General features: G+C 55.5%; 14 protein-coding genes. 7 read left to right on the top strand and 7 right to left on the bottom strand.

The window, feature by feature from the left end; genetic code table 11:
* Nucleotides 1–15: 15 nt before the first annotated feature.
* Genes AC2FH2_RS07310 through AC2FH2_RS07300 form a run of 3 tightly spaced genes read right to left on the bottom strand, consistent with a single transcriptional unit; the run spans nt 16 to nt 3,995 of the window.
* Complete coding sequence (locus AC2FH2_RS07310) at nt 16–1,245, bottom strand: arginine deiminase (protein WP_142636397.1); 1,230 nt, start codon at nt 1,243–1,245, stop codon at nt 16–18.
* Entirely contained in the window at nt 1,242–2,579 is a 1,338-nt protein-coding gene (locus AC2FH2_RS07305) for an amino acid permease (protein WP_496823231.1), read from the bottom strand. The genes AC2FH2_RS07310 and AC2FH2_RS07305 overlap by 4 nt, the downstream gene beginning before the upstream one ends.
* 9 nt (nt 2,580–2,588) lie before the next feature.
* On the bottom strand, nt 2,589–3,995 hold the full coding sequence (locus AC2FH2_RS07300) for a YfcC family protein (RefSeq protein WP_496823230.1): 1,407 nt from the start codon (nt 3,993–3,995) through the stop codon (nt 2,589–2,591).
* A 426-nt stretch (nt 3,996–4,421) separates the two neighbouring features.
* Here AC2FH2_RS07300 and AC2FH2_RS07295 point away from each other — a divergent pair, with 426 nt between their 5' ends.
* Nucleotides 4,422–6,161, top strand: a complete 1,740-nt coding sequence (locus AC2FH2_RS07295) for a type I secretion system permease/ATPase (protein WP_416383920.1) — start codon at nt 4,422–4,424, stop codon at nt 6,159–6,161.
* Nucleotides 6,161–7,477 carry an HlyD family type I secretion periplasmic adaptor subunit gene (locus AC2FH2_RS07290; RefSeq protein ID WP_496790987.1) on the top strand — a complete coding sequence of 439 codons (1,317 nt, stop codon included), beginning with the start codon at nt 6,161–6,163 and terminating at the stop codon, nt 7,475–7,477. The genes AC2FH2_RS07295 and AC2FH2_RS07290 overlap by 1 nt, the downstream gene beginning before the upstream one ends.
* A gap of 12 nt (nt 7,478–7,489) precedes the next feature.
* Here AC2FH2_RS07290 and AC2FH2_RS07285 read toward each other — a convergent pair whose 3' ends face one another.
* Complete coding sequence (locus AC2FH2_RS07285) at nt 7,490–9,541, bottom strand: dockerin type I domain-containing protein (RefSeq protein WP_496823229.1); 2,052 nt, start codon at nt 9,539–9,541, stop codon at nt 7,490–7,492.
* A 212-nt stretch (nt 9,542–9,753) separates the two neighbouring features.
* Between AC2FH2_RS07285 and AC2FH2_RS07280 the strand changes: the two genes are divergently transcribed.
* From AC2FH2_RS07280 to AC2FH2_RS07260, 5 genes are all read left to right on the top strand, one after another.
* A complete protein-coding gene (locus tag AC2FH2_RS07280; protein ID WP_496823228.1) occupies nt 9,754–13,584 on the top strand; it encodes a beta strand repeat-containing protein in 3,831 nt (1,276 codons plus the stop codon).
* A gap of 60 nt (nt 13,585–13,644) precedes the next feature.
* Entirely contained in the window at nt 13,645–14,439 is a 795-nt protein-coding gene (locus tag AC2FH2_RS07275; RefSeq protein ID WP_142636409.1) for a SapC family protein, read from the top strand.
* 137 nt (nt 14,440–14,576) lie between these two features.
* Complete coding sequence (locus tag AC2FH2_RS07270) at nt 14,577–15,800, top strand: TolC family protein (protein WP_496823227.1); 1,224 nt, start codon at nt 14,577–14,579, stop codon at nt 15,798–15,800.
* Nucleotides 15,797–17,944 carry a type I secretion system permease/ATPase gene (locus tag AC2FH2_RS07265; RefSeq protein ID WP_496823226.1) on the top strand — a complete coding sequence of 716 codons (2,148 nt, stop codon included), beginning with the start codon at nt 15,797–15,799 and terminating at the stop codon, nt 17,942–17,944. Before AC2FH2_RS07270 ends, AC2FH2_RS07265 begins: the two co-directional genes overlap by 4 nt.
* The gene (locus tag AC2FH2_RS07260) at nt 17,928–19,238 is read left to right on the top strand and encodes an HlyD family type I secretion periplasmic adaptor subunit (RefSeq protein ID WP_496823225.1); all 1,311 of its coding nucleotides are present in this window, start codon (nt 17,928–17,930) and stop codon (nt 19,236–19,238) included. Before AC2FH2_RS07265 ends, AC2FH2_RS07260 begins: the two co-directional genes overlap by 17 nt.
* A 77-nt stretch (nt 19,239–19,315) precedes the next feature.
* Here AC2FH2_RS07260 and AC2FH2_RS07255 read toward each other — a convergent pair whose 3' ends face one another.
* The 3 genes from AC2FH2_RS07255 to AC2FH2_RS07245 form a co-directional block, all read right to left on the bottom strand.
* Complete coding sequence (locus tag AC2FH2_RS07255) at nt 19,316–21,082, bottom strand: ABC transporter ATP-binding protein (RefSeq protein WP_496823224.1); 1,767 nt, start codon at nt 21,080–21,082, stop codon at nt 19,316–19,318.
* A 252-nt stretch (nt 21,083–21,334) separates the two neighbouring features.
* Nucleotides 21,335–22,036: a response regulator transcription factor gene (locus tag AC2FH2_RS07250; protein ID WP_142636417.1), complete on the bottom strand. Its 702-nt coding sequence runs from the start codon at nt 22,034–22,036 to the stop codon at nt 21,335–21,337.
* On the bottom strand, nt 22,036–23,901 hold the full coding sequence (locus tag AC2FH2_RS07245; protein ID WP_496713599.1) for a PAS-domain containing protein: 1,866 nt from the start codon (nt 23,899–23,901) through the stop codon (nt 22,036–22,038). The genes AC2FH2_RS07250 and AC2FH2_RS07245 overlap by 1 nt, the downstream gene beginning before the upstream one ends.
* Nucleotides 23,902–23,955 lie beyond the last annotated feature (54 nt).

Below are 23,955 nucleotides of genomic sequence, written 5' to 3'. Positions count from 1 at the left end.
TTTCAGTAATCGGGTTCAATAATCCACGGGGTCACGCCAGATCGGGCAGGTCATGCAATGCCCGCCGCCTCGTCCACGCCCCAGTTCCGAGCCCGAGATCGTGATCACCTCGACCCCCGCCTTGCGCAGCAGCGTGTTGGTATAGGTGTTGCGGTCATAAGCGACGACCACGCCGGGCTCTAACGCCACCACGTTGTTGCCGTCGTCCCACTGCTCGCGTTCCTGATTGAATGCGTCTCCGCCGGTCTGCACGATGTTCAGAGATTTGATCCCCAGACATTCGGCGGCCACATCGAACAGATGTTTGTCATCGCGCCGGAAGTCGATCGTGTCCTCTTTGTTTCCGGGGCGCAGGCTGATGCACTGGATGTCGTTACAGACATCAACATAGGCAGTCGCGGTCTCGCGGTCGCAATGGCTGAACACTGTATCCAGATGCATAGCCGCGCGGCTGCGGGGCATCTGACAGGCAACAACCCTCTCCGCCGCGCCTTTGGCAAACAGAGCGCGGGCAACCTGACCAACCGCCTGCGGACTGGTACGTTCGCCCATGCCGATCAACACACTGCCATTGCCCCAGGGCATGACATCACCGCCTTCGACCGTGGCCGCGCCGTGATCCTTGTCTGGGTCACCCCACCAGATCTCGAAATCTGCGTCGCGGAACTCTGGGTGGAACTTGTAGATCGCGGTCACCAACAGGGTTTCGGGGCGCCGCGCCGGCCAGTACATCGGGTTGACCGTCACTCCGCCATAGATCCAGCAACTGTTGTCACGAGTGAACTGCGTATTTGGAATCGGTGGGATCACAAAGCCCAGTGGCCCCAGATAGCTGCCGAACATACCTGAGGGTTTGAACGGCATATCTTCGACCGCGATGCCGCCGATCAGATATCTGGCCAGATCCTTGGCCGCCATCTCATCCAACCAGCCGCGCAGCTCATTCAGCATACCGACGCCCACCTGATTTTCGGTAATGCGGCGGTCCAGAACCCAATTACGGGCTCCCTTGTCCTTCAGCGTTTCTGCAAGCAGCGTCTGGAATTCTAAAACCTGAACCCCGCGATCCTCCATCTTCATGCGGAAATCGGCATGGTCAGAGCGGGCTTTGTGCACCCAAAGAACATCGTCATAAAGCAACTCTGCCGCATTGCCGGGGGTCAGGCGGGAATGGGCTAGACCCGGTTCGCAGACCATCACCTTTCGAAGTTTCCCAATCTCGGAATGTGCGCCAAATCCAGTCATGATATCTCCTTTGATGTAATCGCGCCGGACTGCCAACGCAGCCAGACATGGATGGGCAACCCAGCCAACAGCAACAGGACGCCCCAGAAAACGACGTCCTTTCCAGCGCCGAAGATCGCCCAGAATGAATAGACAAAACCGAGACCCGCCAGCACAAAGGCCTGCGGTCGCAGGCGGGTGCGTTCTTTGCGTTTTGCGCGGATCATAATCTCGGCACCTGCGCACAGCAGGTAGGGAACCAGCGTGGATAGGGTGGCCAACAGAATGATGAATTCAAACTGTTCAGCCAGGGATCGGGTATAGTTCATAGCGATCAGAGCGCTGGCGAGCAGGCTTGAGGAGATCAGGCCAAATGCCGGCGTACCAGTCCGTGACACCCGGGCAAAACCGGCCGGGAACAACCCGTCACGCGCCGCGCCCAGTGGCACTTGCCCGGTCAGCAGCACAAATCCGTTGAGCGTGCCGAAGGTCGAAACGCAGGCCCCGACCGCGATGAATACCGCACCGCCAAACCCCCACATCACATGCGCAACATCCGCCAGCGGTGCGTTGCTTCCGGCCAGCGTGCCGGATGGCACCACCCCAAGCGCCACATAGGTCGTGGCGATATAGACCAATGCGGCAACACAGGTTCCGACAATCGTCGCAAGAGGGATCGTTTTGGTAGGGTTCCTGACATCGCCCGCCGGAACCGTTGCGGATTCGAGCCCCACAAAGGCCCAAAGCGTCAACGCCGCGCAGGCCGAGATCGCCGATATGTTCGACATTCCACTAAGGTTGGCCGGCCGGAAGTTGGCCGGTTGGACATGGGACAGTCCCAGCAGGATCAGCACCAGCAGCGGGGCCAGCTTCATCACCGTGGTCACCACTTGCACAATCCCGGCCTGCCGAACGCCGCGCAGATTGACCCAGGTGAGCAGCGAAATCGCACCAAGTGAGACCGCCAATCCCGCGAGCGCAGTTTCCCCAATGGCGGGCACCATAAAGCTGAGATAGCCAGCAAAGGCGACGGCAACGGCGGCATTCCCAGACCACAGCGCGATCCAATAGCCCCAAGCAATCAGGAAACCGGCAAAATCACCAAAGCCCTCGCGCGCATAAGCGTATGGCCCGCCGGTATTGGAAGACAATCGCGCCAGCCGACCAAAGATCAGGGCCAGCACAATCGCGCCACCTGCGGTCAGAACCCATCCCGCCATCGAGATTGGCCCGAACGCGGCCAAAGAAGAGGGCAGCAGGAAAATACCGGACCCGATCATATTGCCCACCACCAGCGCGGTGCACATCCAGAACCCAAGGGTTCCTTTGGGTTTAGATCGGGTGTCGGTGGGCATAATGCGACCTCATGCCAACGCGGAAAGGCTGAGCCCGGCCATGATGATGATGATCAGGATCAGTAAAAGCGGCCACATGAACCTGAGCCAGCGTTCATAGGGCACACGCCCCAGGGCAAGCCCGCCCATGACCACCGCAAAGGTGGGGTTAATCAGGTTCACCAAACCGCTGGCTGACTGATAGGCCGTCACGACCAAAGACCGTTCTACGCCGGAAAAGTCTGCTAGCGGCGCCATGATCGGCATGGTCAGAACCGCCAGGCCCGAGGAAGACGGGACGAGGAAGGACAACAGCCCCTGCATGGCGAACATCGCATTGATAAAGGCCACTTTGCCCAAACCATCCACGGCACCTTCTGCCCAATACAAAATGGTATCGGTGATGTTTCCTGCGTCCATGACCACTACGATCCCGCGCGCGATCCCGATCACCAGCGCAACCCCCAGCAAATCCCGGGCACCGTCAACGAAGGTCGAGGTGAATTCCTCTTCCCCGATCCGTGCGATCAATCCCACGATTATCGAGGACACAATGAACAGGCCGGACATCTCGGCCATCCACCAGCCTCCTGCCGCGACACCCCAGATCATCACGCCAAAGCTGGCCGCAAAGATCAAAAGGATCAGCCCATGCATACTCGTAAAGGTCGGAGCTTCACCGCCCGTGCGGCCACCTTTGAGGAAATGCGCCTCATTGCTTTCGCGCTTGTCGGCAACGATGGACAGATCCGGATCGGCTTTGACCTTGGCTGCATATCGCATGACAAAGACCACACAGGCCAACCAGCATGCCAGCAACAGCGCAAAGCGCAGCATTATGCCATTGGTGAAGGGCACCCTCGCCGCATCCGAGGCGATGACTGTGGCAAACGGGTTAATCGTCGATCCCAGCGTGCCAACCCCCGCCCCCAGCATGATGATGGCCACACCCACTACCGCGTCATAGCGCGCGGCAATCATCACTGGGATAATCAGCGCGTAAAAAGCCAGTGACTCTTCGGCCATGCCATAGATTGTGCCCCCCGCAGCAAAGAAGGCCATCAAGATGGGGATCATCCATTTCTCGCGCCCCTTCAGACGCACCATTGCGCGCGCAATCCCGGCGTCAATCGCCCCGGTTCGCGTTACAACTCCCAAAAAACCGCCAATCACCAGCACAAAAAGTGCAACATCAATCGCCCGCGCTTCATAACTGACAGGGTCATAGAACCCCCCGATAGGGGCCAGTACGACATCATAGAACCCCTGCGGATTGGGCTCGACAACCTGATAGCTGCCCGGTACCGGAACATCGCGTCCCAGGGCTTCGTTAGCGACGCGGTCATATTGGCCAGCGGGAACAAACCAGGTTGCAATGGCGACCAGTGCTATCAACGCAAACAGAATTGTATATGCAGTTGGAAACTTGAGCTTCATGTCATCAAACTCCTAAAAGAGCTGAGATTGGGTTTCGAAACTTCCGGTCTCTTCATACAGTCTCAATATGAGATTTCTAAGGATGAATGACCCCGAGGCGACCTGAACGGTTCTACATGAACGCCATTCGCTGGCGCTGCGCATTGACCTGCATCAATAGAATTCAGGCTGACGCCGGATTCAGGTTCGTCAGTTTTTGCTTTCCTACAGATCGTAAGTTGCTCATCTGAGTGCAGCGGTTAGCACCTTGCGATCCATCGCCCCAGTCTGGCAGAAACCCGCTTGAGACTGTGGTGATCATGTTGACATATCAGCCCATTTCCCTGAACCGGTAAGTCGCACATTTGCATTAGGCTTACCAAAGGCTAATGTGCAAGAAATTAAGGCGCAAATGCCCGTATCGAACAGTAACCCAAGGCTAACAACGTGAGCTCTGAAATTCCCAGGTCCCTGCCTGCCAGACATGAGTTGCGCAAGGTGCGCAACAAGGGGCTGTCATTTCTGGCACTGGCCTTCCTGTTCAGCATCTTTGTCAACCTGCTGATGCTGACGGGGCCTTTATTCATGCTGCAGGTTTATGACCGGGTCCTTGCCTCTCGGGCGGTTGAAACCCTCACGGCGCTGTTTCTGATTGTCGCTCTATTATATAGCCTTATGGCCATGCTGGATTTTGCGCGAGGACGTATCGTTGCGCGGTTCGGAGCGAGGTTCCAGTCGCAACTGGACGAGCGGGTGTTCGAGGCAACGCTGCGAAAATCTCTTGTTCCGCAGGCCCGTGCAGCCCCAGCCACTGCCTTGCGCGACCTTGAGGCAATCCAGAACCTGTGTTCCTCACCTGTTTTGCTGGCCGTAATGGATATCCCCTGGACACCGGTTTTTCTGGCAGCAATCTTCCTATTCCACCCGATGCTTGGATGGCTTGCGGTTGCGGGTGGCGCGATCCTGATTGTCATCGCTCTGCTTAATCAGGCGCTCACTCATAGAAAGGTTGCCGCTGCACAGCAGGCCTCGGCGCGGGCAGGCTCATTCTCGGAACATGCCAGACAAGCCGCAGAAGTTGTCCGCTCGCAAGGAATGCAGCACGACATCTCGCAACGCTGGCTGACCCAGAGGACCGATGCGCTGAGACAGACCATCTCGGCCAGCGATTGGACCGGAAGCTTTACCTCATTAACCAAGTCGATGCGGCTGTTCTTGCAATCTGCCATGCTGGCATTGGGAGCTTTGCTGGTTTTAAGAAACGAACTGTCCCCTGGGGCAATGATTGCAGGGTCCATCCTGCTTGGGCGCGCATTGGCCCCGGTCGAGCAGGCGGTGGGCCAATGGGCATTGGTGGAGCGTGCGCGATCTGCGTGGATTTCACTGAACCGATTCCTGGACACCACCCCGCCCGAGCCGGACCGGACCAAATTGCCTGTACCAGATGCGCGCCTGATCGCCAAAGGACTGACCGTTGTACCACCCGGCGCCGATTTACCGACACTCAGGAACGTTTCACTGAAACTAGAACCGGGCAAAGCTTTGGGCGTGATCGGCAAAAGCGGGTCAGGAAAATCCACGCTTGCCAAGGCCCTGTTAGGATTGTGGAAACCGGCCGTTGGCGAAATCAGGCTTGGAGGCGCTACACTGGATCAATACGGGACTGATGATTTGGGCCAACACATCGGCTATCTGCCGCAGGAAGTCACTTTGTTCAACGGAACAGTGACCGAAAACATCGCCCGGATGTCCCAAAACCCGGATTCGGAAGCGGTCATCGCTGCAGCCAAGAAAGCCAAGGCTCATGACCTGATCCTGACATTGGAAAAGGGGTACGACACGTTTCTGGAAGGCAATGACAGTCAACTGTCGGGTGGCCAAAAGCAACGTATTGCTCTGGCGCGCGCTTTGTATGGAGATCCTGTCCTACTGATCCTGGACGAGCCGAACTCGGCTCTGGATGCTGATGGCACTGAGGCATTGAACACCGCGATCCGAGAACTGAAGGCCGCGGGTAAATCAGCCATCATCATGACGCACCGGCCGCAGGCCATTTCCGAATGCGACGATCTTGCAGTTGTTGAAAATGGGCAGGTTGTGAAATCCGGCAGCCGCGACGAGGTGCTAAGCGCCATGGTTCAGAACGCAAATGCGATCAAAAAGGGTCTGGCACGGGTGGGTGAGTAATGCAAAAGCCCAATCATAATAACACGCGCCCTGTTTGGCGCATTACATTTCCTGCTCTGGTCGGGTTTCTCGCACTGGCTATTTTAATCGGCGGGTTGGGCTTTTGGGCGGTGCAGACCAGGCTGGCAGGCGCCATTGTATCGCAGGGCGTCATCGAAGTTCAAAGCAACCGCCAGGTAGTCGAGCATCCAGACGGTGGCGTGGTCGGCGAGATTTTTGTGCGCGACGGTGATTCCGTCACCGGCGGCGACATTCTGTTACGTCTGGATGACACGTTTCTGACCTCGGAAAAGACCATCGTTGAGGCGCAGCTGTTTGAATTACTCGTCCGAAAGGCGCGGCTTCAGGCCGAACGCGATGGCACTGATCTGACTGTTTTGACATCCGCGCTGAACGACGTACAGAAACAAGAAGACATTGACCCTGAGCTGATCGCCGGCCAGCAACGCCTGTTCGAGGCACGTCTGAATACCCTAAATCAGCAGACTCAGCAGTTGAGCAAGCAACGCATTCAGATAGAAAGCGAGATCGAGGGCACCTTGGCGCAACTGGTCTCGCTGCGCCGTCAGGTCGATCTGATACAGGAGGAGCTGCAGGACCAGCAAAGCCTGCTTCAACGCGGCCTGACACAAGCCAGTCGGGTATCCGCCTTGCAACGCGAAGAAGCCAGCCTGACAGGTGAAATAGGCAGGCTCGAAGCGGCTGCCGCGCGGCTCAAAGGCCAAATCGCGGCAACCGAGATCAAGATTGTAGAACTGCAGGCGACACGCCGCGAAGAAGCAATCACCGCCCTACGCGATGCGCAATCGAAAATCGCGGAACTGTCTGAACGCAGGCTCTCGCTGGCTGTTCGTCTATCGCGGCTGGATATTAGAGCGCCGGTTTCCGGTACAGTCTATGGAAGCCAGGTATTTGCACTGCATTCGGTTGTACAGCCGGCAGAACCGATGATGTATGTCGTACCACAGGAAATTCCTCTGCTGATTGCCGCTCGCGTAGATGCGATTCATGTGGACCAAGTGTATATTGGGCAGCCCGCCCTCCTGCGATTTCCCGCCTTCAACCAACGCGAAACCCCCGAAATCGAAGGGCATGTTGTCACGATTTCTGCCGATACGTTCACTGATGAGAACACCGGACACACATTTTATCGCGCTGAAATGTTACCTGATGCCAACCAGATCGAGCGCCTGAACGGGCAACGCCTTGTACCCGGCATGCCAGTCGAAGCGATGATCAAGACGGACGAGCGATCCCCGTTTTCATATCTGATAAAACCGATGGCCGATTACTTTAACAGGGCCTTCCGGGAATAGATTCCGTCGTCTTTAAACCGCTTCGAGATTGCCCAACAGGATCGAAGTCATGTCAGTCGTGATCACTCCGTCTACCGCGACGACATCGACACCGGTTTCGTAGGTCACGTTTGAACTTGTGATCCCCGACAAATCAGCGTCTGCGTCCAGAAACACCCACTCTGCCTCATGCGCTGTGGGCAATCCGACGGCGATCTGCAAGATAGCCAGCGCATCCAGAGCGTTGATGAGGCCATCTTGATTGATATCGGCTGCAATTAGGTCTTCCGGTGCTGCCTGCCCCCATGTCGGGTCCAGTCCCACTGAAAGCCGCAAGACCTGCAATGCGTCCAAGGCCGTGATCTCGCCGGTCCCAGCCGAATAGGACTTTATGATATCCAGTTCACCGATAAATGTGCCCGAAGGCAGATCCAGATCGAACCTCCCTTCATCGTCGGCTTGGACATTAACCGTGCCGCCTCCGTCCGGGGTGAAACGTATTTCAGCGTTTGACAGACCGGGATTTGCAGCTTGTGAATCAATGGTAATATTCCCTTGAATGCCTGCCGAACTGTCCGGGTCGAGCCCGCCCAAACCGTTCAAATCCAACGGAATATGGTCTGGCCCGCCAAATCCGGCGCCAAAGACATCTGAACTGGTCAGCGGAGCACCTGACGCCGAAAACACCTGAACCACATTATCCAGATACTCGATCTGCGCACCTTGCGCGGTGGACGTAAAAGTGAGCTGTCCAGGTGAGCGCAGGAATGGATAGTCAAACAGATCCAGCCTGTCCGATCCGACTTCAAAATCGGTAATCGTTGTCATCGCGGTTCCGGTCTGCATCACAAAGATATCAGACCCGGAACCGCCGGTCATCATAGTGGCCCCAATCCCCGCAATCAGGATGTCATCGCCGCCGCCGCCAAGTAGAGTGGCATCAAGGATGCTGCCACTGAGCATATCGTTCTGCGCGGTGCCAGTGACTGTCCCATAACCGTCCGCGGCGATACCCAGGTCAGCGACCGAAAAAGTAAGCTGCGTTAACCCCGCCTCTTCTTGTGAGGCGGCAAAGATCTGAATTTCGTCCCCGACATGGGCCACGCTGAGCGATTCGACATTTTGCAGCCCGGTGCTCAACGTATCGGCAAAACTGTCCAGATAGACCAGTTGACCATCCGGTGTCAGGGTAAACAGTGTCACCCCATCATCGCCTCCCCCGGCCACGACAAACACCTGACCATTCACTTCGACCACGGCCAGGTCCTGAGCCGATTCAAAGCGGGTATTCAGTGTATCCAGCACGTGATCGGTGGGTATCAACCGGCCATCACCAGACAGCTCCATGACGCTGATCGTGTTGCTTTCGCTGCCAGCAACGATGACCCAGGAATGGCCATGCGCCTGCACAATTTCGACGGCCGTTGGGGCGCCAATGCCCAAGGTCGAGACCCCATCGCCGGAATCTGCGAGGCTCAAGGTTGCCGCGCTGCTGTCCACCAAATAGGTCGTTATCGAATTGCTGGTGTCGTCGGTTGCGACGACAAATTGATCCGACCCGGACTGAGCGGTCTGGATCGAGTCGGCCTGACCTGCAACGGCCCCTGCAAAGGTCAAAGAGCCGTCTGAGCCGACCGTATAGGTCGAAATCAACCCGCTGCCCTCTTGCGCCACGGCCAGAATGTCGACCGATCCAAAGGAAACCTGCACTAAGGCCGAATAGCCACCCCCACCGCTCAGGGTCCCGGTTTCCTGTAATTCTCCGATAGATCCGTCTGGAAGGATTTCGTAGCTGACAAGGCCGGCTGCGGACCTGACATCCAGAACGATGTGATCGCCCCCCAACAGAGAAACCATTTCCCCGGAACGTCCAACGGTGCCCGAGATTGTACCGCTGAAATATTCTATATCTTGCTGCTGGGGAACCGCACCTTCGACGAGGTGCCATACGACAATGCCCCCTCCCTGTCCGGTCAGGCTGTACAGATACGTTTCCCCGTTAAACGTTTCTAAAGCCGTATCGCCGATACCTGAATCGAGCGCTGCGCTCCCTGTTGCAACTACTCCGCCTAACTGAAGCATCATACCAAATCACCCCACGCCAAAATCTGGCTCTTGAACAGGATGAACTGATGCCCGGTCCAATACCGAAGCGGGATTGTGGTGAAAACGAGGAGTTCGGTTTCAGTTTAACACAATTTTTTCTGGTCCGACCGCATGAACATCCGATGGGCAACACACATGAACAAAACGTCCCTGCCCATGATTTCAGCGCGGAAACAGCATGTGAGGGCAAGATGACCAAAACACCTGATATGACACGCAATCCTGCAAGTACCCGGCCCGATGCGGGTCAGCGGCAACAGATACGCAAGTGGATCGGCAACAAAATGCGTCGCTGGGTCGGGCGCGGTATCGCAGGCAGTCTAAGTTCGGCCTTGCTTGCCCTTCCTGCGTTGGCACAGGCCACGACCGAAGAACTGGACACCTTCCAATTCGCTGATGCGATTCCCGGCGTTAACAGCGCAAAGCTGCTGGCAAATGGCGATGTTCTCCTCAAATTGGAAGATGGGCGCACGATTTTGGTCTCGGCAGAGAATGTTCATATCCTGGATGGCGGCTCCATCATGATTGCCGAAGATGCGGCGGCGGAAATCGCGCAATTCGCACTGGCCGCCGAAGCCGGGGGAGCCGCAGCAGCTGCTGGCGGCGTTAGCGGCGCCGGTGCTGTTTTGGGGGGCCTTGGTCTGGCGGGTGCAGCCGCAGCAGGGGGAGGTGGTGGCGGCGGCGGTGGAGATGACGAGGCTCCGGCGCCCGCTCCAAATTTCCAGAGCCTGAACCTTGCTGGTCTGCAAGCGAACGCATTGAACAGCGCCAGCGCAAACCTGATGGCACCGACCGGAACCACAACGGTCGAGGTGACAATCGGGTCACTGACCAAGACGGCAACGCCCAATCCAGATGGCAGTTGGAGTATTTCCCTTACGGCGGTTGAGGCGGCTAGCCTTCCTCAAGGTGTGACAACAATCACCGTTCGCAACCTGGATGGAGCGGGTGAGGAAGTATCGGTCGAAACGGTAAGATTTGATGTGGACACTCTTCCACCGACGGTCAGCATTACGGGCTTTTCGGTCGGGGCCATTCTGAATGCCGCCGAGCAAGCGACTGATCTTACAATCTCGGGCACTTCTGACGCCGAGAGAGGTCAAACAGTAACGGTATCTGTAAACGGGCAGACTTATACTGGGACAGTGAATGGCGGCGGCCACTGGAGTGTTACCGTGCCAGCCACAGACCTGGCCGCCCTGCCTGACGGGGTGACCGTTTCAGTGACTGCCGATGTCGACGACCGCGCGGGTAATCCGGCGGTACAGACAAGCGCAAGCTTTGACACAGACTTTAGCGCTCCAACGATCACGCTTGATCCGGTCTCTGGCGGCTCGATCGGCCTGGGGGACATTAGCTCTGATCTGGTTGTGTCCGGGTCAACGTCCGCCACAGACGGTCAGACGGTCACTGTGACGTTCGATGGCCAAGCATATACCGGCACCGTGTCAGGCGGTACTTGGAGTGTCACCATACCCAGCGGCGACCTCGGCTCGCTTTCCACCGGAATTCCGGCCACGGTAAGTGTTGTCGTAGATGATGTGGCAGGAAACCCATCGGTACCGGTCACCGCCTCGGTTCCGGTCGATCTGACGGGACCCTCGGTGAATATCGCGCCATTGTCAGTTGGCGCGGTCATCAACGCTGCCGAAACCGCCTCCGACTTGACCATCAGTGGCACAACAGGAAATGTTCAGGACGGCCAGGTGGTGACAGTCACCCTGGATGGACAAACCTACACCGGTTCAGTCAGCGGCGGCAGTTGGAGCGTCACCGTCCCTGCAAGCGATCTTGCATCGCTGGCAGATGGGGGCGATTTCACGATCACGGCGGATGTGCTTGACACAGACGGCCTATCTGCACCGCAGGCAAGTGTCCCGCTTTCGAAAGATGCCACCGCGCCGACTGTAAGCATCGACAACTTTTCCGACGGCGCTGTCATGAATGCAGCCGAACAGGGCACTGATCTGACAATCTCTGGAACAACGAACGCTGAGGATGGTCAAACCGTAACCGTTTCCATGAATGGGCAGGACTACACCGCAACCGCCTCTGGCGGTACCTGGTCGGCGACCGTCCCGGCGATAGATCTTGCTGCCCTGTCCGATGCAGCAACCGTCAATGTTACCGCAGATGTCTCGGACGCGGCTGGAAACCCTGCCCTGCAGGCCAGCGGCAGTTTCACAACGGATTTCACAGCACCGGCGGTCTCTATCACCGGGTTGTCGGATGGGGCTGTCATGAACGCCGCGGAACAAGGAACCGACCTTACAGTGTCCGGAACCTCTGATACGGCAGATGGCACGGTTGTGACCGTAGAAATCGTTCGGCAGGACGGCACAGTTGACGTCACCGGCACGGCGACCGTAACGGGCGGGTCCTGGACCTATACCGCCTCAGCCGCGGATTTGGCCGGACTTCAGGATAGCGAAACCTACGATGTCGAGGCATCTGCTTCGGATGCGGCTGGGAACACAACAGCGACATCAACCAGTTTTGACACAGACTATACAGCACCAGCGGTCACCATCGACCCTCTTTCGGTCGGGTCAGAGCTGGATGTATCCGAAAAAGATAGTGACCTGACGATCACCGGGACTACGGATGCCGCCGATGGGGAAATGGTTACAGTCACACTGAACGGGCAGTCCTATACAGGCACCGCCTCAAGTGGCACCTGGTCAGCAATCGTTCCGTCCGGTGACTTGGGAGCGTTGGCAGACAGCACAACCTTCCAGGTTTCAGCGACGGTTACGGATTCCGCCGGCAACATCTCTACCGCCGCCGCCACCCCGTTAGCCACGGATTTCCGGCCTGTCCTGACAATCAATGACACCGGAACAAACGGTGCCGTTTCATTGAATGACGCCCAAAATTCAGGAGTCGTTGTCTCTGGCACGTCAATAGGCCTTGCCGCAGGCGAGGCTGTAGATGTGACGTTGAATTCCATGTCAGTCGGAACCGCTACGGTCGGTGCCGACGGAACCTGGACACTGTTGGTAAGTGTTGCGACCTTTGCATCAGTCGAGGCGGGGGATGATCTGGACTTTGGCGCAGAGGTATCTGTGGCAGGTGGCCCTGATCCTTTGCCAGTTACGGATGAAAACACGGCCCATGAACCTGCAGCCTATGTGATCACTGAAGCCGGACAAAGTGGATCAACAGTCACATTTGAAATCTACGCAGACCCTGATACGGATCTGTCCAGCGGTCTGGCGATCACAGCCGAACTGGGTTTCGATCCCTCAGTGGTGACGTTTGACACCGGATCAGATGTCGAGAATGGGGCATTCGATTTGTTCCTGACGAACCCGGTGAGTGGATCAGCCGTCAGTTTTGCTGGCGCGGCGACCACCTATTCCGACCTGTCCCAACCCATCGTCACATTCACGATGACAGTTCTAGATGCCTCTGAACCGATTGTTCTGACGTTGACGACTCCGGATGGTGGTCCATCGGTGCTGCAGATCGGGACGTCAGGCGACGACACATTGATTGCAACCAACATCGACAACGTCATTCGTGGCCAGGACGGCGATGACACAGTGGATGTCTCAGGTGCTGGTCGGGACATTGTCGTGTTCGAGCCGGACCCAACAGCAAATGGCGTTGATACGATCACTGGCTTCACGACTGGACCCGCGACTGACACCGCTGATGCGATCATGTTCAGTGGATTGGATGTCGACAGCCTGCGCGGCGACGGAACAGGTGTGGAAACGCTTTCAGTAGGGGATGCACTAGGCGCGGACACCGGAGTGGTTGGTTTGACGACAGAGCTGAGCGATCTGACTGCTCAAACCATCGAGACCGCGGTCGAAAGCCTTACCGGCGCCAAAGCAGGTGACGAGATCTATGTCCTGGCTACGGATGGAACTGACAGTGTGCTAGTCAAGGTCGACTATTCCGCATCCGATGCGGCGACAGTCGAAACGGTGGCCCATTTCACCGGGTTGGATGACCTCAGCGGGCTTACTGCTGACAATATTCTGCATACCGATCCAACCGGGGCCAGTGCCTGACGCTCGACTACACTGCCACCCTGCACGGGTGGCAGTATTCTCGATATTCAAGAGGTTGCCATGGCACAGAATGGCCTAGTTCCAATCAATTTCAACCGTCACAGTCATCAGTATTGGAAGCGTTTCACATCTTATGACTTTGCAGCTGAACGCACCGAGAGCGTGATCGTGGAAGAAGAGGTGCTCCAGATTGCAGCCACTTTTCCGATTGTGTTTCGCAGGACCGGCCCAGAAATTGAACCGATTGCTGTATATTCACTTCTTGCTGGTGAACCCTCGCCATTTGTTTCAACAGAAGGGCGTTGGCTGGCCAGCTATATTCCGTCCGAACTGCGCAGCCACCCCTTTTCGTGCCGCCGAATGGATAACGGCAGCACCTTTCAGCTGGTGGTAGATGAAGGTTCAGGCCTGTTGACCGAAGAGTGCTCTGACAATCCCTTTTTTTCAACTCCGGATACGCTCGGCACTGAATTGAAAGAAGTTCAAAACTTCTTGAAAGCGCGCGCAACCTCTCAGATTAGAACAACCGAAATTTGCAAAATGATAGACGCCTTTGGGCTGTTTGAGCCCCTGAGCGGTAATTTGGAATTCGGCTCTGCACATAACTGGTTGCAAATCAACTCTGCACGCCTGGAACAGCTATCGGCAAAACGCAAATTGGAACTGGTCGAAACAAAAGGCTTACGCCTGATCTATGGCCATCAGGCTTCATTATCCAATCTCAGATGGCTTTTTCAGGCGCAAAAGCAGATTTCCCAGGCCGGTGCATCTGTAAAATACACCGAAAATTCAGAACTTACCGGTTTCATGAATGCATTCGCCCAAGCCCAAACCGATGACGTAATCTGGTCCTAATGAAGTGTGAATGACAAATGCCCACATGCGGTCGCTTTTTGAGTTTTCTGATTTCTGCTCTCTCTTTCAGCATAGTATCGGCCTGTACCCAACCACCTGACATTGCCGGTGTCGAGGCTTCTTTTTCAACCGGGGCCGTGGGTTTCCGCACACATGAACCATCTCAGAAACTGACCACCAGTTCCTTTGGCAAGCGCGTACGGCACGCTGTCGAGACCAGCCCCAACCTCGCGCGATCTATGTCCGCGCTGGATGTGGCGGTAGCCAATCACGACGCGGCAAAAGGGGCCTTTCTTCCGCAGGTTTCACTTGGAATCAACGCCAGATCCGAGCGGGTAGACTCGGACACAGCCGACGTGACCCCTTATCTGCGGATCTCACAGCTCGTTTATGACGGGGGGGCCGCATCCGGTGATTTGACTGCTGCAAAAGCACGGGTTTTTGAAAGTCGCGGCGGCCAGTTATCAACAGCCTCGGCAACCGCTCTGGCTGCGATTGAGGTCTATATAGTGGTCTTGGATTTACGGAAAATCCTGGATATTTCGGTGAAAAATGTGGAAGTCCACCAACAGCTCGTTCAACAAATTTCCGAGAGGGCTGCATTAGGCGCTGGTTCGAACGCCGATGTATTGACAGCGCGGTCGCGGATGGCCGATGCACGGACGCGACTGGCGGATGCAAAAGCCAGAGTGGACCTCGCAGATGCCCGGTTTCGTGAAGTTTTTGGCAGCCCGTCAGGTGATCTTCAACCCCCAGTCAAAGCGCCGACGATCTCACAATCGGATCATAGTATCGTAACGGGAAGCCTGCAGATTCGACGTTCGGAAGCGGCCCTGCTTGCCGCCAAGGCAGAACGTTCTGCCGCTTTGGCACGCCGTCAACCCGGCGTGAATGTTTCGGCATTTGCGGATCGCGATGATAGTAATGACGCAAATTTCGGGGTCGACCTGTCCTTCAATTATGAGCTGGACTCTACTGGACAGCGCCGTGCCACCATCACCTCGGCTGAAGCCAAAGTTCGCGAAGCGGAATTCGTTCATCAATCCCTAACGCGAGAAATACAAAGAGAGCTGGACACAATTCGCGCTGACCAAATTGCTGGAGCACAACGGCTTAAAGAGGCGCGAATAGCTGCGCAGGCGAATGCTGACAGTGTTGCAGCGGCGCGCGCGCAATTCACAATCGGACGACGCAGTCTGATCGAAATCCTTGACGCACAGCGCGACTATGTGAATGCGCAGGAAAGACTTATCCTAGCCGAACAGAACTATTTCCTGACAGACTACGCAATCCTTAGTTTGACTGGTGACATCCTGGATCTCTTTGGCATTTCAATCAGTTCCGTTGAGGGTTCTCAATGAAACAACTGACACCTGCCTTCGCAACGCCCGAGTTATCGTGCTTTGAAAAATGCCTGATGCACGCTGCGGCCCATCTTGACTGTCCAATCACTTTTGCAGGGATTCTCTCGGCCCAAACAGGCTCGAACGGAGAGCTTACAATCCGCGATTCATTGGAACTGGCACGGCGTGTTGGGGTCCAGGCGGGATACGGAAGAAGGGCTTTGTCAGCTTTTGACAACACTTTGGTTCCTGCGTTGTTGATTCTTGAAGGGGGAAGATCCGTTGTGTTTCATGGCCGAACCTCAAATGGTCGGGTTCTGATCTATGATCCAGAGGTTGGTTCGGAAATAGGTGAAATTCAGCAAACCGATCTATCAGATGTCTATACAGGGTTTGCGATCCTGCTGCGGCGCAATCACCGTGAGGATTTAGCCACGGGGTCCAGTTCTGCTTCGGGCCACTGGTTTTGGTCCGCCATGACGGCAAATCGTTGGTCTTACACTCAGGTTGCGCTTGCGGCGGCGTTGGCAAATCTGCTTGGTCTATCTACCTCGGTCTTTATCATGGTCGTCTATGACCGTGTTTTGCCAAACGAAGCCACAGAATCTCTGATTGCTTTGACAGCAGGTGTTGGGATCGCGCTGCTTTTTGATTTCGTGCTCAAACTTCTGCGGGCAGGATTCATAGATCGGTCTGGCCAGAAAGCAGATATTTCGATGGGCCGTAGAGTCTTTGACCAGGTCCTCAACATTCGCATGAAGGCGCGCACAGGTTCGACAGGAGCCATGGCCAGCACCATTCGTGAATTTGAAACACTCCGTGAGTTTTTCACATCCGCCACCTTGGTGGCAGTCGTGGATCTACCCTTCATAGCATTGTTTGTCTTTGTCATTTACTTGGTCGGTGGCCCACTTGCACTTGTTCCAGCTCTGGCTGTGCCTGTCGTTTTGCTAGCAGGCATCATCGTGCAACCTATACTTTCTCGCCTTGCCGAGAAAAGCTTCACCGATGGTCAATCCAAGCAATCGGTTCTGGTCGAAACTGTATCCGGGTTGGAGACCATAAAAACGACAGCGGCGGCCCGGCCCATGAGGTCGCGGTGGGAGGCTGCCATACAGCTTCAGTCATCACATGGCGCGCGCAGCAGGGCAGTGACTCAATTTGCCTTGAATCTGACCGGATTTACCCAACAGGCCGCCCAGGTCCTTATCGTTTTCTACGGTGTTTTTCTTGTGATGGATGGTCAGGCAAGCATGGGCGCGCTTGTTGCTTCGGTCATGTTGACCGGGCGGGCTCTTGCGCCACTTGGGCAACTGGCACAGACCCTGACACGGGTTAATCAGGCCCGAAATGCCTATCAAAACCTTAATGCCTTAATGCAGGCCGACAGTGAACGCCCCGAAGGGCGGAGCTGGATCAGTCGCGATCGCTTTGAAGGGAGATTAACCTTCGAAAATATCCAGTTTGCTTATCCCGAAAAACACGACAACGTCTTGTCCGGTGTTTCATTCACCATCTCGCCCGGAGAAAAGGTTGCAATCCTCGGTCCGATCGGCTCGGGGAAAAGCACGGTCGCGCGGCTAATGCTCGGCTTGTACGATCCAGACGCCGGGTCTGTTCAATTGGATGGGGTCGATATCAGACAAATTGATCCAGGTGATTTGCGGCGCAATATCGGCTCTGTTCTGCAAGATATTTGGCTGTTTTCCGGGTCAATCCGCGACAATATCAAAAGCGGCGCAATCAGGCCAAGGGATGAGGATCTGATTTGGGCGGGCCAAGTCGCTGGGGTCGAGGATTTTGTCGCTCGCCATCCCGGAGGCTATGACCAAAATCTGGAAGAGCGCGGTGAGGGATTGTCAGGGGGACAACGGCAGGCCATCGCCTTGGCCAGAGCCCTGATTGGTAAACCTCCGGTTCTTCTTCTCGACGAGCCAACAAGTGCCATGGACGTCAAAACCGAAGCTGAGGTCATTCAGCGGCTCAAAAAGGCGACCCCCGACACAACTATGCTGATCGTAACCCATCGAACCAGCCTATTGGAACTTGTCGATAGGGTTATCGTCATAGAGGGCGGCAAAGTACGGGTAGATGGACCAAAAAGCATACTGTCACAGCATTCCGGAAAGCAACGGAGGCATCTGAATGTCGCAGCATCATGACCTAGCCTCGCTTGCCCGGGAAATGCGAGGCGGGTCACCGGTCAGGAGTTCATTGCTTCTCTTGGTAATCCTGACTTTCTTGGCGGCTGCAGCGTTTTGGGCCCATTTCACTGAACTTGATGATGTCACCCGTGTAGAAGGCCGCATCGTGCCGTCGGCGGATGTTCAGATGATTGAAGCTACGGAGTCCGGCATTCTGCGGTCATTGAATGTCCGAGAAGGCGAGGTTGTTGAAAAGGGGAAGTTGCTGATGGAGTTCGATACCACCCAAATCGACAGCAAGCTCAGCCAAGAGGAACAGCGTGCATATGGCTTGAGAGCCCGATCTCAGCGCCTGCAAGCTGAGATAGACGGGACCGAGCTGACATTTGATACGATCCTGGTCCAAGGTGCGCCGACTGTTGTTCAGTCTGAGACAGCTCTGTTTCAAGGCCGGCGATCAGAGTTGCAGGCAGAAATCTCAATTCTGATGAGCCAACGGGAACAACGGTTAAGAGAATACGAAGAAGGGCTTGTCGATACGGTGACCGCGTCCGAGACTTTGAAAGTTCTGGCCGAGGAACGGGCAATCATTACCCCCCTAGTAGAACAGCAGATGGAACCCGCCACGACACTATTGTCATTGCGACGCAGCGAGGCTGAGTGGCAAGGCCGCCGGACCAGGGCTGAAGCCGCTACCAACCGTCTGAAGACAGGATTGGAGGAAATTGATGATCGGGTTCGGGCGACACAAAGCAGGTTTCGAAGTGCGGCTTTGACCGAACTTGCATTGGCAACTGCGGAACTGGCTACTCTGGAACCATCACTGCCAGCCTTACGAAACAGAGCGGAACAGGCACAAATCAGGTCGCCGGTACGCGGCATCGTAAATCGCATTCACCGCACGACCATAGGCGGTATGGCACGGAGCGGTGAGGAACTGATCGAAATTGTACCGCTGGATGAGTCTTTGTTGGTCGAAGCCTATGTCCGCCCCGAAGACATCGCATTTCTGCACCCTGAACAGTTGGTTCGGATCAAGATTACTGCCTATGATTTTGCTCGATACGGGGCCTTGGACGGGCAAATTATCCGTATCGGGGCTGATACCGTGACGCGATCTGAGCGGGACGACGAAGAAGTTTTTGTCGTGGAAATCCGGACCAACCACTCGATGTTGGATGGGAACGGAGTAGCGGTTGAAATTATTCCCGGCATGATTGCCGAGGTGGATATTCTTGCGGGCAAGAAAACCGTTTTGGACTACCTGCTGCAGCCGATTGTCAAAGTCAAAGATCAGGCTCTTCGTGAGTAGTAATTGACCGGGCCAACGCCCATTACTTCTCGATGCCGTTCAGAATCTATGTGGGGCCCCGCCCATTCGGACTGAGCTTAGGATCCCGGAAGCTTGAATTGCTGGTCAAACAGTTGGCGGAACGTCCCGTTATGTTCGATTAGCGCATCAAGGTTGCCTTGTTCGATAACTTCACCGTCTTGAACAACCATAATGGTATCTGCCTGAAGCACAGTTGAAAGCCGGTGTGCGATTACAATGGTTGTTACATTCTCGGTCAACTTGTCCAGCGCAGCCTTAACAAGCGCCTCAGATTCCGCATCCAAAGCACTGGTGGCTTCATCCAAAAGCAAAATCTCGGCATTGCGTAGAATTGCCCGCGCGATCGCCAAACGCTGTTTTTGACCTCCAGAAAGAAACGCGCCGTTTTCGCCTACCTGCGTATCGTACCCATTTGGCAGTTGTGAGATGAACACATCAGCATGGGCAGCCTTTGCGGCCTCAATCACCTCTTCATCGGTGGCACCAGGTCGCGCAAAACGAAGGTTCTCCATCACGGTTGTCGAGAACAGGAACGTGTCTTGGCCCACATAGGAGATCTTCCGGCGCAAAGAGGCAAAACTTACATCGACAAGGTTTTGGCCATCGATTTCGACCTTGCCCTGATCGGGATCATAAAACCGCATGATCAACCCAAAAATCGTGGACTTGCCACCACCGGACTGACCCACCAGAGCTGTCGTCTTGCCTGCCTCGAAGGTCAGGTTCATATCTCGGATTACTTTTTGCTCACCCTGATAGCCGAACGTCACGTTGTTTAGACGGATTTCACCCGGGCCGGATTTCAGCTTTTCAGGGTTCACGCTTTCGACCATCGGGTCTTCCTGATCGAGCAGCTCGAACATCATCCCCACTGGTACCAGGGCCGTTTCAATCACGACCCGCATTTTTGACAGGCGTTTGGCGGGTTCATAAGCCATCAGAAGCGCTGTGATAAATGACATCAGTTGGCCTGCCGAAGTCGGCTCGCTGCCGGTAATACCAAGAGTACTGATGATCAGAACACCCGCAATCGCGACACCGGCCAGAAGCTCCATCAACGGGCTGGCAATCGACTGCAATCTGGAAATTGAGTTCGCCCGTTTTTCAACCGACCTGATCGCCCCATTCATACGGTCAGTCATGTTGTCTTCCAAAGCAAAGACCTTGATGACCCGAATGCCCGCAGATGTTTCCTGCAGAACCTTGATGATTTCAGACAGCGCCTTCATTTCTGACTGCATGATCGACCGCACACCTTTGAGGATGTAACGCACACTCAAAAGCGCAACGGGACCCACAAAGAAGAACAGAATTGACAATACAGGTTCCTGGTAAATCATCACGAAGATGAGGCCGACCAATGTCAGGGCATCACGAACGAAGCTGGTCACCATGACGTCGATAAGCCGCCGCGCGGCCTGAGCGCCATGAGTTACGCGCATAAGAAGGTTGGACGATTCTGTTTCAGCAAAGAAACCAACACCGCGTTTCAGCAGCTTATTGTAAAGCCTTTCCTGTTGCACCGCGATGATCCGGTTGCCCGCACGCGCCAGAAAGATCGACTGGATATAAGAGGCGACAGCCTTACTCAAAAACAAGCCGACGACCGCTGCGGCAATCAGGTAGACTTGCGACTTCATCTCAGGCGTGGTCATCGCATTGACGATGTTCTCCATCATCCATGCGGTTCCCGCAGTTGTTGCTGCGACGACAATCATCGCCACCATGGCAACACCGTACAACCAACCCTGCTTCCGAAGACTTTCACTCAAAAGTCGACCGAGATGGCTGGATCGCCAGTTCGCTAAGGTCTCTTTGATCATTTTACGCTCCAAAACCTTTTCGAATTCGATATCTGATCACGTTTCAACCCAAGTTAGCCTTAGCCAAAGAACCGCGCGGTTGTGTTAGTTATGCCTGACTGTACCGAGAATCCAGTGCCTGCCGAAAGATTATCAACACGCGACCGACAATAACGGGGTGGCGACCGCAATATCTACTTTAGCACCCCTACGTTCCGACAGCTTATGAGCCCGTTTCACACCGAATGCCAGATGCACCCAGCTTCGTCATCATCATCGCCAGGCGACGTCGCCCAAAAAGATGTACCCTGCCCCATAGATGGTTTTAATCAATCGCGGGTTCTTAGGGTCCTCGCCCAGTTTTGTTCGCAATCGGGATATTCGCACGTCCATGGCCCGGTCAAAGCTGTCGCCCGCGCCTCCCCCGAGCGCTTCTTGCATCTGCGACCGGCTGATCAACCGTTTAGGACTATCTAGAAACAGACGTAACACCTCGGCCTCGGCGTGGCTGAACGGCGTTTCTGATCCGGAACCGTCTTCAAGAACGTAGCGGTCGAAATACGCGGTCCAGCCGTTGAATTCTGCGATCTCTGACTGAGGAGCTGGTGCCCGCGATGATCGAAGCCGCGCCCGGATACGAGCGACCACTTCGGCTGGATCAAAGGGTTTGGTGATGTAGTCATCCGCACCAAGCTCCAATCCGGTGACACGATCCTGTACCTGTGCCCGCCCCGAAATAATGATGACTGCGGCACCTTGTTCCAAAGCCAGGCGATGAACAAGTGCCAAGCCGTCTGTGTCCGGCAAAGACAGGTCGACCAGACACACATCGGGCACCACTCTTTTCAACGATGCTTCAAATTCACGAGCACGGGAAAAACTTTGAGTGCGGAACCCCGCCTCTTCCAGTGTGTCGGTCAGGATACGACGTATCTCAGGCTCATCATCTAAGATGGTTACCAGCGGTTGGTTCATCATGCGGCCTCATTTCGGATTAAGGCAGTAAGCTGCGCTTGTGTGAACGGTTTGCGCAGAACTGGTGCCAAAGCCAGTGCCTGACGATGCAGCGGGTCGGAATAAGGCAGCGATGTCATTAGAATACACGGCAAGTCAGGGTTCACTTTCTGCAAAAGGTCAAGCCCCGTCTCTGGTCCTTCCAGCCGAATGTCGGACAATATCAATGCAATGTCTTCGATCTGGTTCACCAATGAAAGCGCCTCATCGGTTGAGGTCGCCTCAATCACGGTGAACCCCATCTCCACAAGCATGTCACGGAAATTCCGACGAAGTTGGCTACTGTCTTCAACCAACAGAACCAGCCCTTCCAGCGCAGGCGGCGCGGCGCGGTATGGTAACCGAAGAACCACCATGGCGCCGCTTGGTGTATTGCGCAGGCTCAGATTTCCGCCGGTCAATTTGACCGTATCGTAAACCATGGGCAAACCCAAACCCGATCCCTTATCACCCTTTGTGGTGAAGAAAGGATTGAGTGCTTTTCCAAGCGCTTCTTCCGAAAAGCCCGGCCCTGTGTCCGAGACGGAAATCTCGATCCAGGTTCCACCAATCGTATGCGCGCTGATCGTGATCTGACCTGTTTCTCCGCACGCATCTCGCGCATTCAGCACCAGATTCAGGATGGCGTCCTGCATCATCCCCTGATCCAACATAAGTGCCACATCCGGCAATGTATTCACGACCGAAAGCCCCATGCCACGCGGCAGTGACGGCGTGGCGAGAATACGCAAATCCTCGAGCAGAGCACGCATATCCGTGGCTTTGGGTTGCGGCGTTCGGTTGCCGGTCATGCCTGCTATGCGGTTCAGCAACTGCCCGCCGCGTTTAGCAGTCTGGCGCGTGGCGGCCACCAGCTTTTGTGCGCCTTCCGGCAGGTCCATTTTATCAAGCTTGGCCTGCATCCCCAGTATAATTGTCAGCAAGTTTGAGAAATCATGCGCAAGACCGCTTGTCATTTGCGCCGCCATTTCCCGGCGGCGTGTTTGTTGCAGGGCCACACGGGCTTGCGTTTCTTCAGTGATGTCGACTGACATCACATAGACACCGCCTTCGCTGTCGGGCGTGAACGAAACACGGATTCGACGTGAATCCTGACCCTCTGTGAATTCAAATACCGTGGCTTCCCCGTCGTAGGCACGGTTCAGGTTCTGTTCGATCCGCGCAAATGCGGCCGGTCCCAAAGCGTCAGAAATATGCATCCCAAGAATTTCAGAGGGACGGCCGGGCAAAACCGAACTGAGCTTGCGATTGGAATAATCGTACCGCCCATCGGCATCCAGATGCGCAATATGCGCTGGCATCATTTCGGTTGTCATCCGGGTACGGGCTTCGATTTCGGTTAACTGACGTTTTGCCTCTTCCAAAGCCGAAATGGTCGACGCTAGCTTTCTGTTGGTCGCTGCCAATTCCTCGGCCCGGGTCAACAATTCGTCCGACAATTCTTCGGAACGCGCCCGCAATAGCGCTTCGGCCTGTTTGGTATCCGTGATGTCGGTATAGACCGTTACCCATCCGCCGTTGGGCAGCGGTGCACCCTCGACCGAGATCACCTGCCCATTCGCCCTGACGCGCTCAATATAGTGCGGTTCAAATGTGAGGGCTTGACTGACCCTATGTGCGACGATGTCCTCGACATCCTCATCATGGCCATACTCGCCGATGCTCGCCAGAAAATGTATTGTGTCACGGAACAACGCACCCGGCCGGACCAGATCATCCGGAAGGTCGAACATCACCTGAAAAGGCCGGTTGCAAAGCACCAGCCGCAACTGACTGTCGTAGATCGACAACGCCTGTCCGATCAGATTCAGCCCAGCTGTCGTCATTGCCTTTATCTGGTTATCTGTGATGTTCAATCTGCCCCCTCTCTGAAGCTATGC

The sequence above is a fragment of the Ruegeria sp. YTSA105 genome (assembly GCF_059610225.1).
Note: the sequence above shows the minus strand (reverse complement) of the source record. Positions and strands in the feature narration are given on the sequence as shown.